Genomic DNA, 20,667 nt, shown 5'->3' with positions numbered 1-20,667 from the left:
AAAATATATGGAGTTGGCTAATTGTCTTTACAACTCCTCTCTAGAGAGGGGGTGCTCACAGGGCGGGATGTGTCCCCCTCTAAATAATAGGGAGGAAATAAGAAAATGAATTTTAGCATTAAAATGATCATCGCTCTATTGGTTTTATTCATCATACCTTCTACAAACATCTATGCTGAAAACTCAGAAACCCCACGACAAGACTCAGGCTGGTACTTTCCCTATCTAGGCCAAGGCAAAGGCACTTGGGATGCTAGCGTGGGGGTCTTTTTTTGGACTGATACCTTTCATACCCGTAATTTGCAGCTCAGAGGAGATATGGATTTAGCTCCAGGTTTGCGTTGGCACACCGTGGTTCGTTCCAATCGTGAACAAGATACTCTGCGTGGCTTTCATCCTCATTTTGATGAGAACTATCTGGAGGGCTACGGATTTCATGAAAGTCAGAATGGTACCTTAAGTGCCAGTTTGCGCATTGGTAACATGAGATATCTGCATTTTCCTTATCCTGATTCCATTGCGGTATTTGATCAAGTGCCAGGGATTAGTGATTTAACCGGTGGAGCAAAAACTGGTTATAGCGGAGAGCTTTTGACATTGGATTATGCACACAAAACAGGTCTAGGATTGCATGTAAGCGGGATCAACTGGGATTTTGGCAGAGAGGGTGGCTCCAAGATCTTAGAAGATTATGTCTTCTATCGCCAGAACTTCGGAAAATTGCACTTTGAAACCCATGTAGGGGGACTAGCAGTAAGGCCAGAACCTTTAGGACGCAAGGAAAATGGTTATAACGTCTATTTGGGGACCACTGGCACCCGATATACAGTAGGGTTACTCTATGAAAAATTACAGCATCAGCCTGCTTACACAGGTGTCATGGTGAGTTTCCCGATGAATCATACAACGAAAGCCATGGGGAAAGTAGCCTTTGACTACGATCGTACTCCTGAAGGATTTGCAATGCAAATACCATTGGTTTCAGGTAGAATTGGCGGTATAGAGAGAAAAGTACCAGAAAACGCCGTCTTAGTAGGTGAAGTCAAAGCTGAACGCCTGCGTACCTACTGGCAGAACGGACAGGCTCGCAATTACTATGAACATCGTATTTCCTCTTGGGGCGAAACTGGCGGCAATGATCTGATTGTGGTTATGAAAGAAGAACCATGGTACCTGCAAACAGAAGCACTCGTCAGCCCGCATAAGTTCTCAGAAGGAATCAAAACATGGGAGCGTGATCGCCAAGGGCCAGCGCAGCTGAGTCAGAAAGTGACCTATCAGTTTTATAAAAAATAGATAAATTAAAGACAAAAGTCGCAGCATGATTGCTGCGATTTTTGTCGTTTAAATGTAAAAAAATGCATATGAATATTATGTATTTGTTTACATTATTTAGCTGTGGCGTTATAATAAATAGTCAAAGGAAATTCAAATAATTGCAAGTTTATATGCACAATTAAATTTAAGAAGATCAAAATTATCTGAGTTAATATTACAAAAAAAGATAATATTTACAGGATTATTGCTGCACTTGTAGAAATTAAATAATTATGAATTTGATCTAAAATCAAATAATGTAATCGTTAACATGTAGTTTTGGGTGTTTCATTTAATATTATCTACAGAAATGGAGTGAAGTCGCTAGTGTGTTTAAGGAAAATAATAAGCTGTGTATTATTGGTTTGTCTTAGTACATTTGTCCCTATATCTGCTTCCAATTTGACAAATGCAGTTCCATTAGAAATAGGTCGTAGTAATGTTATGGAAAAATATCGTTTAAGTAAATATGATGTAATCAATGTAGTAGTCATTGGTATGCCAGAAAATAGTGCTGGTTTTAGTGATATTATGTTGGGGCCAGATGGTTATGCCAATTTACCTTATGCTGGAACTGTAAAGCTCGCTGGACTTACAATTCCCGAAGCAACAGAACTATTACGAGAAAAACTAGGGGAATATATTAAGATTCCTAGTATGGCAGTTATGATTAAACAATATGGACCCCGTCAAGTGTATGTGATGGGAGAAGTAGCAAAACAGGGGATATATTCGTTAGGTTCTGAATACATGAATGTTTTTGCAGCCATATCGAGTGCTGGTGGTATTACGAAACGTGGTCGCCCTAAGCATATTGCTGTAGTACGTATGGTAGATGGAAAGGTGCAAATGCAGGAAGTGAATTTTGATAAATTTGTAAAACAACAAGATGCAGCCCAGAATGTTCGATTACAAGATGGGGATATGGTCTATATACCTAAATCTAACAAAATTGTTTTTACAGAGGATATCATGCCGATTTTTACAGGGACATATTTATTGAAAAATATAACTGACTAATAAAATTCCATTCTACAGAGGGGGCCAAATGACGACAGAATGTGCTGTCGCTGTTGAAGGCCTATATCATACATAATAAAAGGAGTTGTTCTAGTGGACGGTCAGGATACTATTGACTTGAAAGCAATAAAAGAAATTGTTATAAAGTATAAGAAAAAATTGATAACTATTGTAGTTAGCTGCACATTATTGGCTATGTCAATAGCCTTTATGCTGCCAAAATCGTATGAATCAGCTACGCTCTTGCGAGCGAAAAGTCCAAAACAAAATGGCGGCATATCGATACAAGCAGCATCTGCATTGGCTATGTTAGGGGCAGGCAGTATATCTACTCCAACCCAAGCTTATATCGAATTGATGAAAAGCCGTAGTGTTCTTGAGCCTATTATTGCCGGGTTGGATTTACCTGATGAGAAGAAAGTAAAAATGGATGCAGAAGGCTTTGCGAAGAGCAGTCTTAAAATACAAAATACTAAAAATACGGATTTAATTGAAGTGACAGCAATTGGGCGTACTCCAGAAGAGGCACAAGCAATTTCAAAGGATGTAGTTATAAATTTTCAACGTTTATTAACCAAACTGAATCAGTCAGAACAATCATTAATGATTCAATTTTTAAATACTCGTATTATAGAAACAAAAAAAGATATGGAGCAAGCAGAACAAAATTTGGAGAAATTCCGTCAACAGGAAAAAATTTACATACCTGATGAGCAGGCAAAAGCAATTATTCAGAAGGTTGTGGAATTTGATAAAAAAATTGCTGAATTACAAGTACAAAATGACACTAATCAAGCGAAATTACAAGGTGTTAATGCGCAATTAAATAAACAAAATGTAGCAATTTCTCGCTATAATATTGCTGATAATCCAGGCATTCAGGAAATTCGAAGTAACATTATTCAAAAACAAATGTCACTTATAGAAATGCAGCAACGTTATACTGATAAGCATCCTAATGTAGTATTACTGCAAAGCGAACTTAATGAACTCAATGCTAAACTCAGCCAAGAAGTAAAAAATTCTATTCAATCAGGAGCTAATACCCTGAATCCGATTCATGGTGGGTTGTTGAAAGAAAAGGTAGAGACCGAAACAGAATTATTAGTGGGACAGGCTGCTTTTGATACGGCGAAAAGATTGCAAGCTGAAAATGAAAAAGAAATCAGCAAATTATCTGCAGGTAGTATTACCTATATAGGATTGGAGCGCCAAGTGCGAATTACTCAAGAAGTATATGGAGTGCTGGTGAAAAACTATGAGCAAACCCGTATTCAAGAAGCTATGGAAAGTATGGATATCCAAATCGTAGATGAAGCAGATTTGCCAAAGCGTCCATCTGGACCTAGGAAATTACTGATTACTGCAATTGGCGGAGTACTGGGAGTAATGTTGAGCTTTATGTATGTGATGGTGTTGTATAATCGTGAATCTAAAAGAAATGGAATGATCATGTAATCATACATACATAAGAATAATAATATTTGAATTATGTTCAATGAAAATATGAACATGAGGCGGTGAATATATGCAAAGAAGATTTCCCATGTTAAGAAAATTGATATTGCTGGTTGGTGATATAGGATTATTGCTATTAGCGACGTATTTTGCTGTAATTATAGTCTTTAATGATAGAATGTCTCAACCTAGTTTCTCGATATATTACAACATGGCACCAATTATGGTTGTTACAGCAGGTATTTTATTTAACATTAATGGGCTTTTTTCTTTAGTGAGAAAAAGATATAGTGAACTTTTATTAAGTTTGGCAGTCGCATTATTTAACTTATTTATAATTATGATGGCAGCTAGTTTTTTCTTGCGAGAATTTAGCTATCCGCGTAGTGTATTGATTCTTACGATGGTACTACAGTTTATGATGTTGGCTGCCTGGAAGTATATCTTTTGGCAAACTGAACAAACTTTACTTTCACCCAAAAATGCGCTACTCATAGGAAGTCAAATCGACTGTTTTCGTGTTATAGCTCGTTTGCAGGCTCAACCTCAGTTGTATTACAATGTACGCTACGTTTGTACAGATTGCGAGAATGAATCGTGGAAAAAAGTGAATGAAGACATTGATTTAATGATAGTATGTGCTGATTTAAGTCTTAAGGATAAAGAAGAAATTGTACATTTTTGCAATATCAATGGTAAACAAGTATTCTTGATCCCAGCAGTATATGAGATATTTTGCAGTGGTGTAGAATTAGACAAAATTGATGATATTCCTGTATTGCGTCCATCCTATTTAAAGCCTGCTTTAGAGCAACGATCCTTGAAACGTACTCTTGATATCTTGGTTTCAGGAACAACTCTGTTGCTTTTTTGGCCAATTTTTATCTTCGTGGCCTTGGCTGTAAAACTGGATAGCCCTGGTCCTATTTTCTATAGTCAAGTACGTGTAGGTCGTGATGAACGGGAATTTAAAATATACAAATTCCGTAGTATGCTTCTTGACGCCGAGAAAGCTACAGGACCTGTATTAGCTGGTGAAAATGATCCTCGTATTACGAAGGTGGGGAAATTTTTGCGCGCTACTCGTTTGGATGAGCTGCCACAGTTATTTAACGTAATACTGGGAGATATGAGTATTGTAGGACCTCGTCCAGAACGTCCATATTTTGTTAAGCAGTTTAAAGAAAAAATACCTGAATATGTATATCGTCATAACGTAAAACCAGGTATTACAGGGATGGCACAAGTGTATGGAAAGTATAATACTACGCCATATAATAAGCTGATTTATGATTTGCTTTATATACAAAAATGCAATGTAATCACAGATTTAGTTATTATGCTGCAAACTACAAGAGTTTTAGTAACCAAGAGTAGTACTGAAGGGGTTATTGTTAATTCACAAAACTTTGATTTGTCAAAATTTGAAATTGATCGTGTAGGATGATATTAAAATTGTCGTTCAGATCAAATTGATTCAGAGAAAGCTGTATACCAATCAAGTTTATAAGGGCAATCCAGGGATAAGTAGCTCAGGTTGCTGGAGTGTGTAGCGACGAAGACATAGGATGTTACTGAAGAGGAGAAGTGCAATGAGTAAACAGAACAATACCGACCAGCAGTCAATGGAGTACAAAGAACTATTGAAAAAAAAGCTGATGAATAAAGATGCTGCAGTAGGAGTAATTGGCTTAGGGTATGTAGGGTTACCCTTAGCTGTTGAAAAAGCCAAAGTGGGCTTTCAGGTGATTGGCTTTGACCGCAATGTTTCTCGTGTGGCACAAGTGAATCATGGTGAGAATTACATCAAAGATGTGAAGAACGATGAACTGAAAGAGTTAGTAGCTAAAAAGAAAATCATAGCAACCGCTGATTTTTCCAAAATAGCGGAAGTAGATGTTATTGTTATTTGTGTCCCAACACCGCTTACCATTACTCGTGATCCTGATATTTCGTATATTGTAAATGTAACCAAAGAAATTGCAAAATATATTAAACCGGGAAAACTTGTAACATTAGAGAGTACAACTTATCCTGGCACAACATCAGAAGTCATTTTACCGAAATTAGAAGCAACTGGGTTGAAAGTTGGACAAGATTTCTTCTTAGCCTTTTCCCCAGAACGTGTTGATCCAGGTAATTTAAGATATACGACGAAAAATACATCGAAGGTAGTTGGCGGTATAACGCCAGCGTGCTTGAGTATTGCTCAAAATTTTTATGAACAGACCATTTTGAATATAGTACCTGTTTCTTCTACTGCAGTGGCTGAAATGACCAAAGTATTTGAAAATACATATAGGGCTGTGAATATTGCTTTAGTAAATGAAATGATGCTATTATGTGATCGTATGGGGATTGATATATGGGAAGTCGTAGATGCGGCTGGAACGAAACCATTTGGAATTCAGACCTTTTATCCCGGTCCCGGTGTGGGTGGACATTGTATTCCTATTGACCCTTTTTACTTAACGTGGAAAGCTAGAGAATATGATTTTCATACTAGATTTATTGAACTAGCGGGTGAGGTAAACATTCAGGCATCTTATCATGTGATTCATAAAGTTAACAGGGTATTGAGTAGCCATAAAAAATCATTTAGTGGTGCTAACATACTTGTCTTGGGAGTAGCTTATAAAAATGATATTGATGATTGTCGTGAATCACCAGCATTAAAAATTATTGATTTGATGTTAAAAGAAAATGCACAAGTTACTTATCATGATGCTTTTGTACCCGAAATAAAATCACATGCACCATATACTTATAATATGAAGAGCATTGATTTAACGGATGAAGCTATTGCAAATGCAGATTGTATTGTTATTACGACTAAGCATAGTGAGATTGATTATGAACATATAGTAGAACATGCCCAAGCAGTCGTGGATACTAGAAATGCATGTAAAAATATTAATGCACAATTAAAGTATAAGATAACCAAGATATAAGGAGTACTTACGAATGAAAGCTTATGGGTTTGGTGTAATAGGATGTGGACGTATTTCTAAAAATCATCTGGAATCAATAAAGAAGGTACCAGGAGCAAGGTTGGTAGCAGTAGCTGAAAGCAAGGAAGTAATTTTAACTAATACTGTTGAAAAATATCATTGTCAGGGATATAACGATTATCAGGAATTACTTGCCAATTCAGATGTGCAGATTATCAATATCTGCACCGAAAGTGGATTGCATTCGAGAATTGCTATTGATGCCATGAAGGCTGGAAAACATGTATTAGTAGAAAAACCAATGGCGATGTCTATAGCCGAGGCTGATGCTATGATTGCGACTGCCAAAGAAATGAAAGTTAAGATTGGAGTCGTTCATCAAAATCGCTTTAATAATGCAATTTTAAAACTACGTAGTGCCATTGATACTGATAAATTTGGTCAACTAACTCATGCATCAGCTGTTTTGCGTTGGAATCGAAATGATGAATATTATAGTCAAGCACCGTGGCGTGGTACTTGGACACAAGATGGTGGCTGTCTTATGAACCAGTCCATTCACAACATTGACCTCTTACAGTGGATGATGGGACCTGTGGATTCTTTATTCGCCTATACAGCGACTAATATGCGTAAGATTGAAGGAGAAGATGTGGGCGCTGTCGTTTTAAAATTTAAAAGTGGTGCATTAGGGATTATTGAAGCAGCTACGACCATATATCCTGAAAACTTGGAAGAAACCTTGAATATATTTGGAAGTGCTGGTACTGTCTGTATAGGTGGAATTGCTGTGAATAAAATAGAAGCATGGCGCTTTGATGGAGAAAATGAGGCTGCTGCCCTATCAGAACAAGACAAAGAACCTCCAAATGTATACGGTTTTGGACATGCTGATATTATCAAAGACTTTATGGCAGCTATTACCCATGATAGAGAGCCTGCCATTAGTGGCGAAGAAGGGCGCAAGGCCTTAGAAATCATTTTAGCCATTTACCATTCGGTAAAATACAAAAAAGAGATTACCTTCCCATTAAATGAAGAGTTTACCATTGGCTTAGGATTAGAATGAGGATCCCCTCTTGAGAGGAGGGGGGAGAGTGGCGGGGTGTTCTATATCTTAATAAAAGAGAGGTTAGTAATATGCTAGAGCAAGACAATAAAAAATATTTTCTACATGAATCATCTTATGTAGATGAACCAGCACAAATTGGTGAAGGCACAAAGATTTGGCATTTTTCTCATATTTCTAAGAATGTGAAAATCGGACAAAAATGCAATATTGGACAAAATGTAGTTGTTGCCAGTAATGTACAAATTGGCAATAATGTAAAGATACAAAACAATGTTAGCGTTTATGAGGGTGTTATTCTAGAAGACTATGTATTTTGTGGTCCTAGTATGGTTTTTACCAATGTGAAAACGCCACGCTGTGAATATCCACGTAATACATCAAACGACTATCTGACAACTTTAGTCAAAAAAGGTGCCAGCATTGGTGCCAATGCTACGATAGTATGTGGTACAACTATCGGGCAACGTGCCTTCATTGGGGCTGGGTCCGTAGTAACAAAGGATGTACCTGATTATGCCATGGTCTACGGCAATCCGGCAAGAGTAGAAGGGTGGGCTTGTGCTTGTGGTGAAGTAATGGTAAAAAGGGAAGCAGCGGAACTTGATTGTAATCGTTGCGGTACGCATCTTACAATCAAGTGAAATTCTTTCTAGAGAAGGGGGGCGCAAAGTGACGGGGTATGTCCCTTGCGTTACAAAAAAGCATTGTGAGGTAATGATATGATACCTTTTATAGATCTTAAAACCCAACAACAAAAAATCCGTAAATCCATAGACGAGCGTATTGCTAATGTATTAGAACACGGTCAATACATCATGGGACCTGAAGTAAAAGAACTAGAAGAAAAACTAGCTCAATATGTAGGTATAAAATATTGTATTACAATAGCCAACGGCACTGATGCTTTAATGATTGCTCTCATGGCATTAGATATAAAGTCAGGTGATGAAGTTATCACTACCCCATTTACTTTTATCGCTACTGCCGAAGTAACAGCATTTTTAGGGGCTACGCCAGTATTTGTGGATATAGATCCTAAAACTTATAACTTAGATCCGAACAAACTTGAACAAGCTATTACATCAAAGACTAAAGCGATTATGCCTGTCAGCTTATACGGACAATGTGCTGATATGGATGCTATTAATGCAATTGCAGATAAATACAGCATACCAGTCATTGAAGATGCTGCCCAAAGTTTTGGGGCTACTTACAAAGGCAGAAAATCTTGTGGACTGTCTACTATCGGCTGCACCAGCTTTTTCCCAACTAAACCACTTGGTTGCTATGGCGATGGCGGTGCTTGCTTTACTGATGACGATGAACTAGCAAAAAAAATGAGTCAAATTCGCTTACATGGTCAAGATCGTCGCTACCATCACCCTGTCGTGGGTGTTAATGGACGACTTGATACTATGCAAGCAGCTATACTTTTAGCTAAGTTAGAAATTTTTGATGAAGAAGTTAAACTAAGAGCAGAAATAGGAGCAAGATATACCGAAACTTTAAAAAATGTAGTGGTTACACCTTATATTGCAGACTATAATACAAGCGTGTATGCTCAATACACTGTTCAGGTGGATAATCGTGAACAAGTGCAGGCTAAACTGAAGGAAGCAGGCGTTCCTACTGCGGTGCATTATCCGATACCTCTTAATTTGCAATCGGTATTTGCTTATTTGAATCAGCCGGAAGGTAGTTTTCCGATAGCAGAGAAAATTGCTAAGAGAGTAATGAGTCTGCCGATGAGTGCATGGGTGAATGATGACCAGATGAATATGGTAGTTAAAGTACTTAAAGATGATTGCAGATAAGGGTTTCAATAGATGATATTTAAGAATTTGTATGTAAAACTAATAGCTTATATAAAAAACAGGAATTTTCTAAAGAACGTACTTACTCTGATGTCAGGAACGATTTTTTCACAAATCATTATGGTTTTATCAATGCCTGTTCTTACGCGTATTTATTCTCCTGAAGATTTTGGGATATATGCTGTCTTTATATCGGCTACAAGCATTATCTCTGTTATGGCGACAGGCAGATATGAACTAGCTATTATTTTGCCAAAGGAAAAATGTGATAGCGCGAATCTTCTTTTCTTATGTATTTATTTGTCAGGAATGACTGTATTTTTTTTATTAGGAATTTTTTTCATATGTGGAGAATCAATGCTTCGCTATTTTAACCAATCTGCTATGTTACCATATTTTTGGATTTCTCCGTTTTATGTTTTTTTACTGGCAATATACCAGGCATTTTATTATTGGTTCAACCGTGAGAAAAGATATGATGTTATGTCAAAATCAAGAATAATAGTTTCATTAATCAATATATTTATCAGTATAATAATAGGTATGTATTGGTATTCTCCATGGGGGCTTATCATAGCGCCATTTATCGCTCAAGCCGTAGTTGGAATCTATATGACATATTTGTTTATTTATGAAAATAATATGCAATTTGTTAATTATAAAGCTGTTGTTTATCAAGCAAAAAGATATGTGGATTTCCCAAGGTATTTGATGGTAGGACATGCGATTGGAAATATTTCCCAACAATTACCAGTGCTTCTATTGAATATATTTTATGGTACTTCTGTTGTAGGTTATTTCTCTTTAGGACAGAGGTGTATAAATATGCCGTTGAATTTGATTACCCAATCGGTGGGAGATGTATTCAGGCAACGTGCTGCGATGGAATATACTGACAAGGGTGAATGTAAAAATTTATTTAATAAGACAATGAAAAAATTAGCAGTTATTGCAATTTTTCCATTTATAATTTTGTTAGTGGCTGCGCCAAGTTTATTTCAGTTCATTTTTGGACAAGAATGGCGAATTGCGGGTGTATATACGCAAATATTGGTACCAATGTATTATTTGAGATGTATTGCAAGTCCTTTAAGTAGCATGGCTTTAATTGCAGAAAAACAAAAGATAGATTTATTTTTTCAAGTATTTATTATCAGTGTCTTAGTATTTTCCATGTCTTTAGGGAAGACATTGTTTACTATTGCAGAGGTTACAATAGTATTTTTTTGTTTAGGGTATTGCTTAATATATCTGTTGAGTTTATATATGTCTAGCATTTGGAGTAAGGGAGATTTGTAATGAAAAAAATCCTAAAAGTAATATTGAGGATTATTTATTTATTTATTTTAAAACATATTTGGTTTTTAAGGCCAATTTATGAGACAAGGGGAACTACTCACGAAATTAGTTTAAAAATGTGGTTTATACAAAAAGTTATTGGTATTCATAGAAATGTTCCTTGGCCAGTACATCATACAATGTATATTGGTGGAGTACAAAATATAAAGATGGGAGTAGGGAGTTCATTAGGTGATAATAAAGAAATATATGTACAGGCCATAGGAAAAATTGAAATTGGTGATTACACGAGAATTGCAGCGTATTCTAGGTTGCTGTGTTCAAATCATAACATATATGACCACCGTGAACATATAGAGGGAAAAATTTTAATAGGAAGATATTGTTGGTTAGGAATTGGATGTACTATTTTACCAAATGTTATTTTAGGTGATCATACAATTGTGGGTGCAGGTGCTGTTGTGACAAAATCTTTTCCAGATGGATACTGCGTTGTTGCTGGAAACCCAGCTAAAGTTGTGAAATATTTAGATAGAGATAAATGTATTGAATATAAACATGAACATGAATATGTTGGCTATACGAGAAAAGATAAATTAAAAGAAAGTGATACTTTTTATAATGGATGATAATAAACAAAAATATCGTGATTTATGTGAAATTGAAAAAATAATACCTATTTTTTCAAAAGACTGGTGGCTGGATGCAGTATGCGGTGATGATAATTGGGATGTAGTAATCATAGAAAAAGACGGAGAAATTGTTGCTAGTTGGCCGTTTTATATAAAAAAAAGTGGATTTAATGTGATTGCCATGCCTAGACTTACCCAGGCAATGGGCATCTGGATTAGTTATCCTAATGGACAGAAATATACGAAAAGATTAGCGTATGAAAAAAAAATTTTTACGGATTTGATTGGAAGATTACCACAAGTTGATATGTTCTCTCAGAATTTTCATTATTCTATAACCAATTGGCTGCCACTTTATTGGAGTGGTTTTCAGCAGGCTACAAGATATACTTATGTAATTGAAGATATAACTGATTTAGTAAAAGTATATAATAATTTTCAATCAAATATAAAAACCGATATAAAAAAGGCACAAAGGACGGTTAACTGCTATTTTGACAGTGATATTGATAAATTTTTTAATACTAATAGATTAACTTTTGAGCGGCAAAGAATGCAAATGCCGTATGATATAAAGTTTCTGAAAAGGCTAGATGCTGCATGCAGTAAACGTGAATGTCGTAAAATTTTCTATGCACAAGATGAGCAAGGACGAATACATGCAGCGATTTATATTATTTGGGATGAGCAGAGTGCTTATTACTTAATGGGTGGTGGCCACCCTGAACTTCGTAGTAGTGGTGCGACCAGCTTATTATTATGGAAAGCGATTCAATTTGCCGCTACCGTAACTAAGAAATTCGACTTTGAGGGTAGTATGATTGAGCCGGTTGAACGCTTTTTTCGTGCCTTTGGTGCAGTACAAAAGCCATACTTCTCGATAAGCAAGGCAAATAGGAAAATGCGTGTGTGCCAAGCAGTTAGGGATTTAGGTAAAGCTTTACTGAAAGGATAGTATTTTGTATGTTTGGAGCGTGTGTTCTCAATGCTATTTATTTATCATCCACCTTTTTATGAAAATGAACGAAAATATATATATGATGTTATATTTCGTGAGTTTTTAGGAGTGGATTATCGTACTGTTGTTGAAGATAGGCAGAATGTGTGCATTCAATCTGAGTATGATAATAAAAAAAACTTGTTTATTTCAGATGAGTTATTTGCAACTTTGCAGAGTAAGTGGCTGACGATCTTTTCATTGCCAGTACAACCATTATCAATATGGCACATAGAACAAAAAGAAATAACCGAACTCGTAGTACAAGAAAAAATGCCAATTATATATGGTAATAAGCTGGAATCCAATACGTATTTATCCTGTGATGAACATGCCATAAAGCTTAGTATTGATATATTCGGCTCAGCTTTCTTCATGCTGACAAGGTATGAGGAAGTAGTTAAAGGTGAGCGTGACCAGCATAACCGTTTTCCGGCCAGCGCATCATTGGCATTTCAAGAAGATTTTTTAGAAAGACCAATAATTAATGAATATGTAGAAATATTATGGTGGGCACTCAAAAAGCTTTGGCCAGGCTTGCAACGAAAACAGAGGGACTTTCGTATTATTCCTACCCATGATGTAGATTCGCCATTTGGAATACTATTTTTATCGCCATATGACTTAGTACGTACTCTGGCAGGAGATATAATCAAAAGAAAAAGCATAAAAACATTTATTCGTAGGACAACTAGTGCTTATCAAGTTAGAACAGGTAATGTTTTGGCAGATGAGAACTATACCTTTGATTTAATTATGGATATTAGTGAAAAACATAATTTAATTAGTTGTTTTTATATGATGGAGGCACAAAGTTTATCAGAAATGGATGGTAATTACCCTATTGATCATCCTTATGTTATTAACTTGATGAAAACTATTCATAGCAGAGGGCACGAAATGGGTTTACACCCTTCTTATGTGAGTTATAAAGATGGACAAGAAGTTAAGCGTGAAACTGAACGGTTACATTCTATATATCAAGATAGTGGTATCAAGCAACTTCAAATGGGGGGGCGTCAACATTTTTTGCGCTGGCAGTGTCCAGATACATGGCAACATTATGAAGATGCGGGACTAACTTACGATACATCAGTAAGCTATGCCGACCATATTGGTTTCCGTTGTGGTGTGTGCTATGAATATTCCGTATTTAATTTAAGAACAAGACATGCACTAAAGTTAAAAGAACGTCCATTGATTGTGATGGAATGTAGTGCAATAGATAATCAATATATGAATTTATCGCATATTGAGGCTTTGCAAAGAATTATTAGATTGAAGAATATTTGTAGAAAATATTATGGCGATTTTATAATATTATGGCATAATAATAGGTTTGTGGATGAAAAGGAAGTAGAGTTGTATAAGAAAATCGTTCGAGCTTAGTGGTAATATATAACTTAGATTAGATAATAATGAAAAATTTTAAAAAAATGCATGCACGACGGAACTTTTTAGAAGTATTGGTGGCACTGAAATTTGTGACATTGAGTAGACTTAACGATTAATACCTAGGAGAAATAATGATGAAAATAGTTACCATCATTGGTGCTCGCCCACAATTTGTCAAAGCTGCAGTTGTATCGCGGGCACTAGATTTTTTTGCTGAGAGACATAGGAATAAACAAATTAATGAAGTAATAGTACATACAGGTCAGCATTATGATACTAATATGTCTGACATATTTTTTGCAGAAATGCAAATACCAAAGCCACATTATAATCTTCATATGGGAGGGGGATATCATGGGGTTATGACGGGACAGATGTTAGCTAAAATTGAAGAAATATTGTTAGAAGAAAAACCAGATGTGGTATTAGTTTATGGTGATACTAATTCAACAATAGCTGGTGCTTTAGCTGCTGTGAAGCTTCATATTCCTGTGGCTCATGTTGAGTCTGGACTTCGTTCTTTTAATATGAGAATGCCTGAAGAAGTCAATCGTATTTTGACGGATCGTATTTCCTCATGGTTGTTTTGTCCTACAAAAAAGGCAGTAAATAATTTACAGGGTGAAGGGTTTATGAGGAAAGAAATGACAGGAAAGTATCTGATAGAAAATGTTGGCGATGTAATGTATGATGCTGCATTGTTTTATAAAGATATAGCTCAACCAAGTGAAACATTATCTAATGTTTTAAAAGAAGTAAATTATAAATTTTATCTAGCAACTATTCACAGAGCTGAAAATACTGACGATATGGTTCGTTTAAAGAATATCATAAAAGCATTGGAATGTATCTCCAGAAATATTCCTGTAATATTGCCTCTTCATCCCAGGACACGAAATATTATTCAACAGTATAATATACAGCTGGATAATATAAAAGTTATTGATCCTGTTGGCTATTTTGATATGATAACTTTGTTGGAACAATGTCAAGGCGTGTTAACAGATAGTGGTGGAGTACAGAAGGAAGCATATTTCTTCTGTAAGCCTTGTATTACACTGCGAGATGAAACTGAATGGGTTGAATTAGTTGAACATGGCTACAATGTGCTTGTGGGTGCTGACTATGATAAAATTTTGCAAGCTCAAAAAGAATCATCAGCTAAACAGCTTGATTTTTCAATTAAGCTCTATGGAGATGGGACGGCAGGGGACAAAATTATACAGAAGATAGTTGAAGTGGTGTTAAAATGAAAATTGCATATTTATTAACATGGGATATCTATTCTAATGATGGTGTTACGAAGAAAGTCAATCAGCAAGTAAAAGAATGGAGAAATCTAGGACATACAATAGAAATTTTTTGCGTCTTACCAAAGAATAATCAACAGAATAAGCAAAATGAAAAATGCAAATTGAATTCTAATATATATGAATTGCTTAATAATACAATTTTTTTAAAATTTATTGGACCAGGGAATTTGATTAAATCTATCTTAGATTTTCAGCCGGATATTATGTATTTACGTTTTGAAACATTTAAACTATATATATATAAGTTAATTAATATTATTCCGACAGTTGTAGAAATTAATACAAATGATATTGCTGAAATAAGATTAGTAGCACAAAGAAATTGTAAGTATAAAATAAATTATTATTATAATCTATTAACAAGAGGTTATTTATTTCGCAATGTATCTGGTATTGTAGGCGTCACATCAGAGTTAATACATTTAGCAAGTATAGAAAAATACGAGAAACCAGCAATTGATGTACCCAATGGGATAGATACACTAAAATTTCCATTATTAAAGCAACTGCGCCAATCTAATGAAATTCCTCATTTAGTCTTTATGGGGACACCAGGACAATCTTGGCATGGTGTCGATAAAATTCTTTATTTGGCTAAAAAGACTATTGGAAAACTTGAGTTTCATATTATCGGTCTAGAAGAGAAAGGGAGAAAGTCTGAAAATGTAACTTTTTATGGATATTTAAGTAAAGACGAATATGAAAAAGTTTTAAAAAAAGCTGATGTTGGCATTGGCACATTGGCATTACATCGGAATAAAATGAATGAAGCTTGTCCATTGAAAGTCAGAGAATATTTATCCTATGGTTTACCCATTATTATTGGATATAAAGATAGCGCATTTAATTCTTTGAAGATGTTGCCTGAATGGGTATTGCAGCTTTCTAATTGTGAAAATAATGTTAAAGATTCAGTGGATAAAATTGTCGAATTTGCAAAACAAGTAAAAGATAAAATAATTGACAAGAATGAATGTTCTATAATTGACATTAAATCTACGGAAAAGAGACGTATTGAATTTATAATGCAAATTTGGCAAAGAGGAATGTTAAATAAATAAGCCAAGGAACCTAATCCTTGATATAACTTCAGCTGTGATAGATCTTTGGGGGGGGGGGGGACATCGAATCGAAAAAATATCGTGGGTTTCTTAGGAATAAATCCGGTAATCTAGTCGAATCGCGATATTGCTCGTCTAAAGGAAGCTGCAGAATGATGGTTGTTATACAGTTATTGATGACGAATTTTGAAAATGACCCCAGGATTCTTTTGTTCAAAGCTTGAGCAGTTTAATTGAACTTCAAATAACATCGTTTTTGTTGCCTAAGATAGAGAGGAATTTGCTAGCAAATCCTATTTTATTAAATATGTTTCTAGAGAGGTTATATGAGTTACTTTATATTAGTCGTGCTGATTATGTTTTCTACAATGATGGATTTTATTAACTTAAACCAGAAGCAATATATAAAGTATATTATAATATGTATAATATATTTTAGTTTAGCCTTTCTTGCAGGATTAAGATATGAAACAGGACTTGACTATTCGGGATATAACGAGATATACAATGACGTTACTGGTTTTTGGAATGTTATATCTGGTGAATCTAATTATGCTGATATTCATGGTGAATATGGCTATTTATTATTAAATTCGATATTGAAGAGCTTTTTTGATGATTTTTCATTTGTAATCTTAAGTATGTCTTTTATTGGACTAGGCTTTATCGTTTACTCATGCTATAAATATTCAAAATTTTTCTTTTTATCTATGTTTTTATATGTTACAAGATTTTTCTTTGTTAGGGATATGGGGCAAATTCGTACTGCTGTTGCATGTGCTATTATTCTTTATAGTATAGAAGCAATTGAGAAAAGATTATTTATAAGGTTTATTATATTAATTGCTTTAGCTGCTTCTTTCCATAGTGCGGCGTTAATTGCTTTTCCTATATATTTTATTTCTTCCTATAGATTTAAAAAGAGGGTTTATTGTTATAGCTTATTTATTGCGATTATTATAGGTGCTTTTTTCCCCTTTAAGGAATTGATTATGGAATATTTAGGCGATATTGGTGGCTCAATTATAAATTATATTTTTTCGGGATACGGAGAATCACTAAGTATGTTGAATCCTGTTACATTATTACAAACAGCCATTTTACTAATCTTTATTTATTTTAAGGAGAAATTACAAAAAAAAATATATGGATATAATACGATATTAAATATGTATGCCTTTTCGACATTTTGGTTAATTATATTCAATGATTTAGGTATTATTGCAGGGAGAATTTCAACGATGTTAGCAACTATTGAAATATTTATAATTCCCTCATTCTTATTAATTAGAAATAATCAAAATATAAAATTTCTAAATTATATATTGATTTTACTATTTGGTCTTAGTTTATTATATGCAAAATTTATGCAAAATGATATGTATCAATTATTTATCCCATATAAATCAGTATTATAATTTAATTAATGAGCCTTTATTAAATAAAAGATGAGAGGTAGTATATGCTGAAAGTAGCTGTTATAGTGCCTAGTTTGCAAGAGAAAGGGCCAGTTATTGTTGCAGAGAATATAGCAAAGTTTAACCTACACGGAGATATTCAATTTATCTTTGTTTCTCTTCGTAATAATAGTGCGGAAGATAGAGAGCGTTTTAATAAATTAGGATTAAAATTCGTCGAAGTTGGAATGGGCAAGTTCCCCACGTATATAGCTATTAAAGTTTTAAAAGAAAAAGTTGAAGATATCCAACCTAATATTATTCATGCCCATAGTTTTTGGCCAACAATTTTAACAGCGTGCTCTTTAGAAAATTATATAAAAGTAGTGACCTTACATAATAATCCTTATGAAGATTTTTATTTTGAATATGGAAAAAGCATTGGTTATTTCATGTGTGTCACTATGAAAAAAGCTTTAAAATATTTTGATAGGGTTATAGCGATTTCTGAATATGTTAAAGAGGTACATGGCAATTTCAAAATAGAAGAAAAGTGTGAAATTATTTATAATGGCATTGAAAATAGAAATGATTCTATCAAAATAGAGGTCGAAAATAATACTCAATTAGTAGTAGTATCAGCATCGGTTTTAATTCAACGAAAAAATATATTAACTGCCTTAAAGACTGTTAATAAACTAATTCAAGAAGGGTTTATCTTAAATTATTATATTTTAGGCGATGGAAAACAAAAGAAGCTTCTAACTCAATATGTTAATGATAATGAACTCGATAAAGTGGTTCATTTTTTAGGTAAGCAACCTCGTGAAAAGGTTTTTTCGTATTTGAAAATGGCAGATTGTGTTTTGGTTCCTTCCTTAAGTGAGGGATTACCATTGTCGGTTATTGAAGCAATGATGATGCAAAGAGCAGTAATAGTTAGTGATATTCCAGCTATGGGTGTAATTGTAGAAAATGATTCTGAGGGATATTTATGCAATGCATTAGATGAAAATGAGTACTATGAGGCAATTATAAAAATGATGAATGAATCTAATAGAATGAGATTAGCGCAGAAGGCTCATCAAGTGTATCTAGAGAAATTTACTGTCGAGCAAATGTCACGAAAATATGGTGAATTATACTTTCGAATTGCCGAGGTATAAATGGATGGGGGAGGGCAGTTAATGAAGTTTTCTGTGTTGATATCTATTTATTGTAAAGAGAATCCTATGTTTTTTAAAATTGCGTTAGAAAGTGTTATAAATCAGACATGTATACCTACAGAAATAGTCATAGTAAAAGATGGAGCTCTGACATATGAGCTAGATCAAATAATTGAGAATTTTGAGATGCGGTTTCCAGGATTATTTAAAATTATTATATTGCCTGAAAATCGTGGATTAGGATTATCTTTGCAGGCAGGGATAATAGAATGTAGTTATGAGTTAATTGCTAGAATGGATACTGATGATATTGCGAAGCCAGAGCGATTTGAAAAGCAATTGAAAAAATTTTCTGATAATAAAGAAATTGATTTAGTAGGTACGTATATTGAAGAATTTGAAGGAGCACCCGATAATATTTTATCTAGTAGAGTTGTTCCTCTTACACAAAATAGTATTTATAAAGCAGCTAAAAGAAGAAATCCCTTTAATCATGTGACTGTGATGTATAAAAAGACGGCAGTTCTTGAAGCGGGGAATTATCAGCCTTTTTTATGGTGCGAAGATTATTATTTGTGGGTTCGAATGATTATGAAAAGATGTAAGATGATGAATATTAGTGAAAGTTTGGTTCTTGCTAGAACTGGAAAAGAGATGTTTCGGAGACGGGGTGGTTTGCAATATGTACGAAGTGAAGTTAATTTACAATGTAAGTTTTTAAGTATAGGTTTTGTCAATATATTTGAATTTATTACAAATGTAATATTACGAAGTCTTATAAGGTTAATGCCAAATAATCTAAGGGGAGTTATATATTTTAAATTATTACGTTAGAGTTACTGTAAGTGTGTTAAAACTTATGGCGAAGAACTCAGTTAAATTTTCATATGGAATTTATTTGTCAATGTCAATATTAATGAATTTCTTTACCACTTGATGCTGAATTAGTTTACCATTTCTGTTAGATTAAGATGAATCTCCTGTTTTTCAGTTGGTAGCCATCGCCTATCATATTGAAAATTTCAGTCTATCCAGAATTGCTGTTGTGATAGCCTCATCACCAAGAAAGCCAGTCCACTCAGCAAACCCCTTGTTTGATGTGAGCACGAGAAAAATAAACCGGCAGCGACTTTCTATGTGCAGGCTTCGTCAATACTGGCTGCAGCTGATCAGGTCGAAGCAGGGATAAAGAATAAAGAGCCCGCTTTGCCGGCAGAGGCCTTCTTTGGTGGCTGCGTTGTGAGGAGTTTTAAGCCCTGGTATTCGCCGGTCAGTACGATAACTGCTGGGATGTTCGTAGAAAATCTCAAGTGGCGGTTTCCAAAGCGAAAGACCACTGCAAACGATCTTGCAAGGGCAGGCGTCTTTCCGGATCGTATCAACAGTTGTCTCCAGCAACAGATACGAGGATATGTGACCGACCTAAATTCTGTAGTTGGTGTTATGCTGTGAATGTCAATGAATTTCTTTACCACTTGATACTGAATTAGTTTACCAGTAGTGATATCGAAAAAGTTTACCACCGATGTAGTTTTGACAGTGAAAAAGTTTACCACATTGCTCTTACATATAGGGAAACACTGATGATGCAGTATTTCCCCTATAGTTAATTTTCATTTCCTTGATTAGAATAATCTGCTCTGTAAGAATGGTCAGAGTTCATGTTTAATACATGGGATCTAAATGTCAAACGATCAATTAAGGCTGTTACCATTGTTGTATTTTCAAACATCGTAATCCAATCCGAGAATTTTAAATTTGTGGATACGATAACG

General features: G+C 34.7%; 19 protein-coding genes. 17 read left to right on the top strand and 2 right to left on the bottom strand.

Going from position 1 to position 20,667, the window contains the following annotated elements; genetic code table 11:
- Positions 1–105 precede the first annotated feature (105 nt).
- The 17 genes from BMZ99_RS17365 to BMZ99_RS17285 all read left to right on the top strand — a co-directional run bounded on the left by BMZ99_RS17365 (position 106) and on the right by BMZ99_RS17285 (position 19,726).
- Positions 106–1,296: a hypothetical protein gene (locus tag BMZ99_RS17365; protein WP_090940139.1), complete on the top strand. Its 1,191-nt coding sequence runs from the start codon at positions 106–108 to the stop codon at positions 1,294–1,296.
- Between the two features lie 423 nt (positions 1,297–1,719).
- A complete protein-coding gene (locus tag BMZ99_RS17360; protein ID WP_245755030.1) occupies positions 1,720–2,337 on the top strand; it encodes a polysaccharide biosynthesis/export family protein in 618 nt (205 codons plus the stop codon).
- Between the two features lie 93 nt (positions 2,338–2,430).
- On the top strand, positions 2,431–3,795 hold the full coding sequence (locus tag BMZ99_RS17355; protein ID WP_090940136.1) for a GumC family protein: 1,365 nt from the start codon (positions 2,431–2,433) through the stop codon (positions 3,793–3,795).
- 70 nt (positions 3,796–3,865) lie between these two features.
- Positions 3,866–5,242, top strand: coding sequence for a sugar transferase (locus tag BMZ99_RS17350; protein ID WP_090940134.1), 1,377 nt, complete (start codon positions 3,866–3,868; stop codon positions 5,240–5,242).
- Between the two features lie 145 nt (positions 5,243–5,387).
- Positions 5,388–6,746, top strand: a complete 1,359-nt coding sequence (locus BMZ99_RS17345) for a nucleotide sugar dehydrogenase (RefSeq protein WP_090940131.1) — start codon at positions 5,388–5,390, stop codon at positions 6,744–6,746.
- Between the two features lie 13 nt (positions 6,747–6,759).
- Positions 6,760–7,815 (top strand): Gfo/Idh/MocA family protein, encoded by a 1,056-nt coding sequence (locus BMZ99_RS17340; protein WP_090940128.1) that lies wholly within the window; start codon positions 6,760–6,762, stop codon positions 7,813–7,815.
- 71 nt (positions 7,816–7,886) lie between these two features.
- Positions 7,887–8,459: an acyltransferase gene (locus BMZ99_RS17335; RefSeq protein WP_090940126.1), complete on the top strand. Its 573-nt coding sequence runs from the start codon at positions 7,887–7,889 to the stop codon at positions 8,457–8,459.
- 78 nt (positions 8,460–8,537) lie between these two features.
- Positions 8,538–9,632 carry a DegT/DnrJ/EryC1/StrS family aminotransferase gene (locus BMZ99_RS17330; RefSeq protein WP_090940123.1) on the top strand — a complete coding sequence of 365 codons (1,095 nt, stop codon included), beginning with the start codon at positions 8,538–8,540 and terminating at the stop codon, positions 9,630–9,632.
- Between the two features lie 12 nt (positions 9,633–9,644).
- Positions 9,645–10,931, top strand: coding sequence for a lipopolysaccharide biosynthesis protein (locus BMZ99_RS17325; RefSeq protein WP_090940120.1), 1,287 nt, complete (start codon positions 9,645–9,647; stop codon positions 10,929–10,931).
- Positions 10,931–11,560, top strand: coding sequence for an acyltransferase (locus BMZ99_RS17320; RefSeq protein ID WP_090940116.1), 630 nt, complete (start codon positions 10,931–10,933; stop codon positions 11,558–11,560). Before BMZ99_RS17325 ends, BMZ99_RS17320 begins: the two co-directional genes overlap by 1 nt.
- Positions 11,553–12,518 carry a GNAT family N-acetyltransferase gene (locus BMZ99_RS17315; RefSeq protein ID WP_090940113.1) on the top strand — a complete coding sequence of 322 codons (966 nt, stop codon included), beginning with the start codon at positions 11,553–11,555 and terminating at the stop codon, positions 12,516–12,518. Before BMZ99_RS17320 ends, BMZ99_RS17315 begins: the two co-directional genes overlap by 8 nt.
- A 30-nt stretch (positions 12,519–12,548) precedes the next feature.
- Complete coding sequence (locus BMZ99_RS17310) at positions 12,549–13,949, top strand: polysaccharide deacetylase family protein (protein WP_090940110.1); 1,401 nt, start codon at positions 12,549–12,551, stop codon at positions 13,947–13,949.
- Positions 13,950–14,086: 137 nt separating this feature from the next.
- Complete coding sequence (gene wecB, locus BMZ99_RS17305) at positions 14,087–15,208, top strand: non-hydrolyzing UDP-N-acetylglucosamine 2-epimerase (RefSeq protein WP_090940107.1); 1,122 nt, start codon at positions 14,087–14,089, stop codon at positions 15,206–15,208.
- Positions 15,205–16,329 (top strand): glycosyltransferase family protein, encoded by a 1,125-nt coding sequence (locus BMZ99_RS17300; protein ID WP_090940105.1) that lies wholly within the window; start codon positions 15,205–15,207, stop codon positions 16,327–16,329. The genes wecB and BMZ99_RS17300 overlap by 4 nt, the downstream gene beginning before the upstream one ends.
- 356 nt (positions 16,330–16,685) lie before the next feature.
- Positions 16,686–17,747, top strand: a complete 1,062-nt coding sequence (locus BMZ99_RS17295) for an EpsG family protein (protein ID WP_175490599.1) — start codon at positions 16,686–16,688, stop codon at positions 17,745–17,747.
- Between the two features lie 44 nt (positions 17,748–17,791).
- Positions 17,792–18,892: a glycosyltransferase family 4 protein gene (locus BMZ99_RS17290; RefSeq protein ID WP_090940099.1), complete on the top strand. Its 1,101-nt coding sequence runs from the start codon at positions 17,792–17,794 to the stop codon at positions 18,890–18,892.
- 21 nt (positions 18,893–18,913) lie between these two features.
- Positions 18,914–19,726 carry a glycosyltransferase gene (locus tag BMZ99_RS17285; protein ID WP_090940094.1) on the top strand — a complete coding sequence of 271 codons (813 nt, stop codon included), beginning with the start codon at positions 18,914–18,916 and terminating at the stop codon, positions 19,724–19,726.
- A gap of 174 nt (positions 19,727–19,900) precedes the next feature.
- On the opposite strand, the gene BMZ99_RS27605 is transcribed toward BMZ99_RS17285, so the two are convergent.
- Together BMZ99_RS27605 and BMZ99_RS27100 are read right to left on the bottom strand one after the other, a co-directional pair.
- On the bottom strand, positions 19,901–19,999 hold the full coding sequence (locus BMZ99_RS27605; protein WP_217645111.1) for an ATP-binding protein: 99 nt from the start codon (positions 19,997–19,999) through the stop codon (positions 19,901–19,903).
- 499 nt (positions 20,000–20,498) lie between these two features.
- Positions 20,499–20,663: an ATP-binding protein gene (locus BMZ99_RS27100; RefSeq protein WP_281246838.1), complete on the bottom strand. Its 165-nt coding sequence runs from the start codon at positions 20,661–20,663 to the stop codon at positions 20,499–20,501.
- Positions 20,664–20,667: the final 4 nt, after the last annotated feature.

The organism is Pelosinus propionicus DSM 13327 (genome assembly GCF_900114615.1).
GTDB classification, from domain to species: domain Bacteria; phylum Bacillota; class Negativicutes; order DSM-13327; family DSM-13327; genus Pelosinus; species Pelosinus propionicus.
The sequence above is the reverse complement of the archived record's forward strand: the minus strand, read 5'-3'. Positions and strand labels throughout refer to the sequence as shown.

Excerpts from the sequence above, each read along its gene's own strand:
- BMZ99_RS17290 (WP_090940099.1), top strand. The coding sequence starts at position 17,792 with ATGCTGAAAGTAGCTGTTATAGTGCCTAGTTTGCAAGAGAAAGGGCCA.
- BMZ99_RS17300 (WP_090940105.1), top strand. The coding sequence starts at position 15,205 with ATGAAAATTGCATATTTATTAACATGGGATATCTATTCTAATGATGGT.
- BMZ99_RS17285 (WP_090940094.1), top strand. The coding sequence starts at position 18,914 with ATGAAGTTTTCTGTGTTGATATCTATTTATTGTAAAGAGAATCCTATG.
- wecB (WP_090940107.1), top strand. The coding sequence starts at position 14,087 with ATGATGAAAATAGTTACCATCATTGGTGCTCGCCCACAATTTGTCAAA.
- BMZ99_RS17315 (WP_090940113.1), top strand. The coding sequence starts at position 11,553 with ATGGATGATAATAAACAAAAATATCGTGATTTATGTGAAATTGAAAAA.
- BMZ99_RS17295 (WP_175490599.1), top strand. The coding sequence starts at position 16,686 with ATGTTTTCTACAATGATGGATTTTATTAACTTAAACCAGAAGCAATAT.
- BMZ99_RS17325 (WP_090940120.1), top strand. The coding sequence starts at position 9,645 with ATGATATTTAAGAATTTGTATGTAAAACTAATAGCTTATATAAAAAAC.
- BMZ99_RS17345 (WP_090940131.1), top strand. The coding sequence starts at position 5,388 with ATGAGTAAACAGAACAATACCGACCAGCAGTCAATGGAGTACAAAGAA.
- BMZ99_RS17310 (WP_090940110.1), top strand. The coding sequence starts at position 12,549 with ATGCTATTTATTTATCATCCACCTTTTTATGAAAATGAACGAAAATAT.
- BMZ99_RS17340 (WP_090940128.1), top strand. The coding sequence starts at position 6,760 with ATGAAAGCTTATGGGTTTGGTGTAATAGGATGTGGACGTATTTCTAAA.
- BMZ99_RS17350 (WP_090940134.1), top strand. The coding sequence starts at position 3,866 with ATGCAAAGAAGATTTCCCATGTTAAGAAAATTGATATTGCTGGTTGGT.
- BMZ99_RS17320 (WP_090940116.1), top strand. The coding sequence starts at position 10,931 with ATGAAAAAAATCCTAAAAGTAATATTGAGGATTATTTATTTATTTATT.
- BMZ99_RS17365 (WP_090940139.1), top strand. The coding sequence starts at position 106 with ATGAATTTTAGCATTAAAATGATCATCGCTCTATTGGTTTTATTCATC.
- BMZ99_RS17335 (WP_090940126.1), top strand. The coding sequence starts at position 7,887 with ATGCTAGAGCAAGACAATAAAAAATATTTTCTACATGAATCATCTTAT.
- BMZ99_RS17330 (WP_090940123.1), top strand. The coding sequence starts at position 8,538 with ATGATACCTTTTATAGATCTTAAAACCCAACAACAAAAAATCCGTAAA.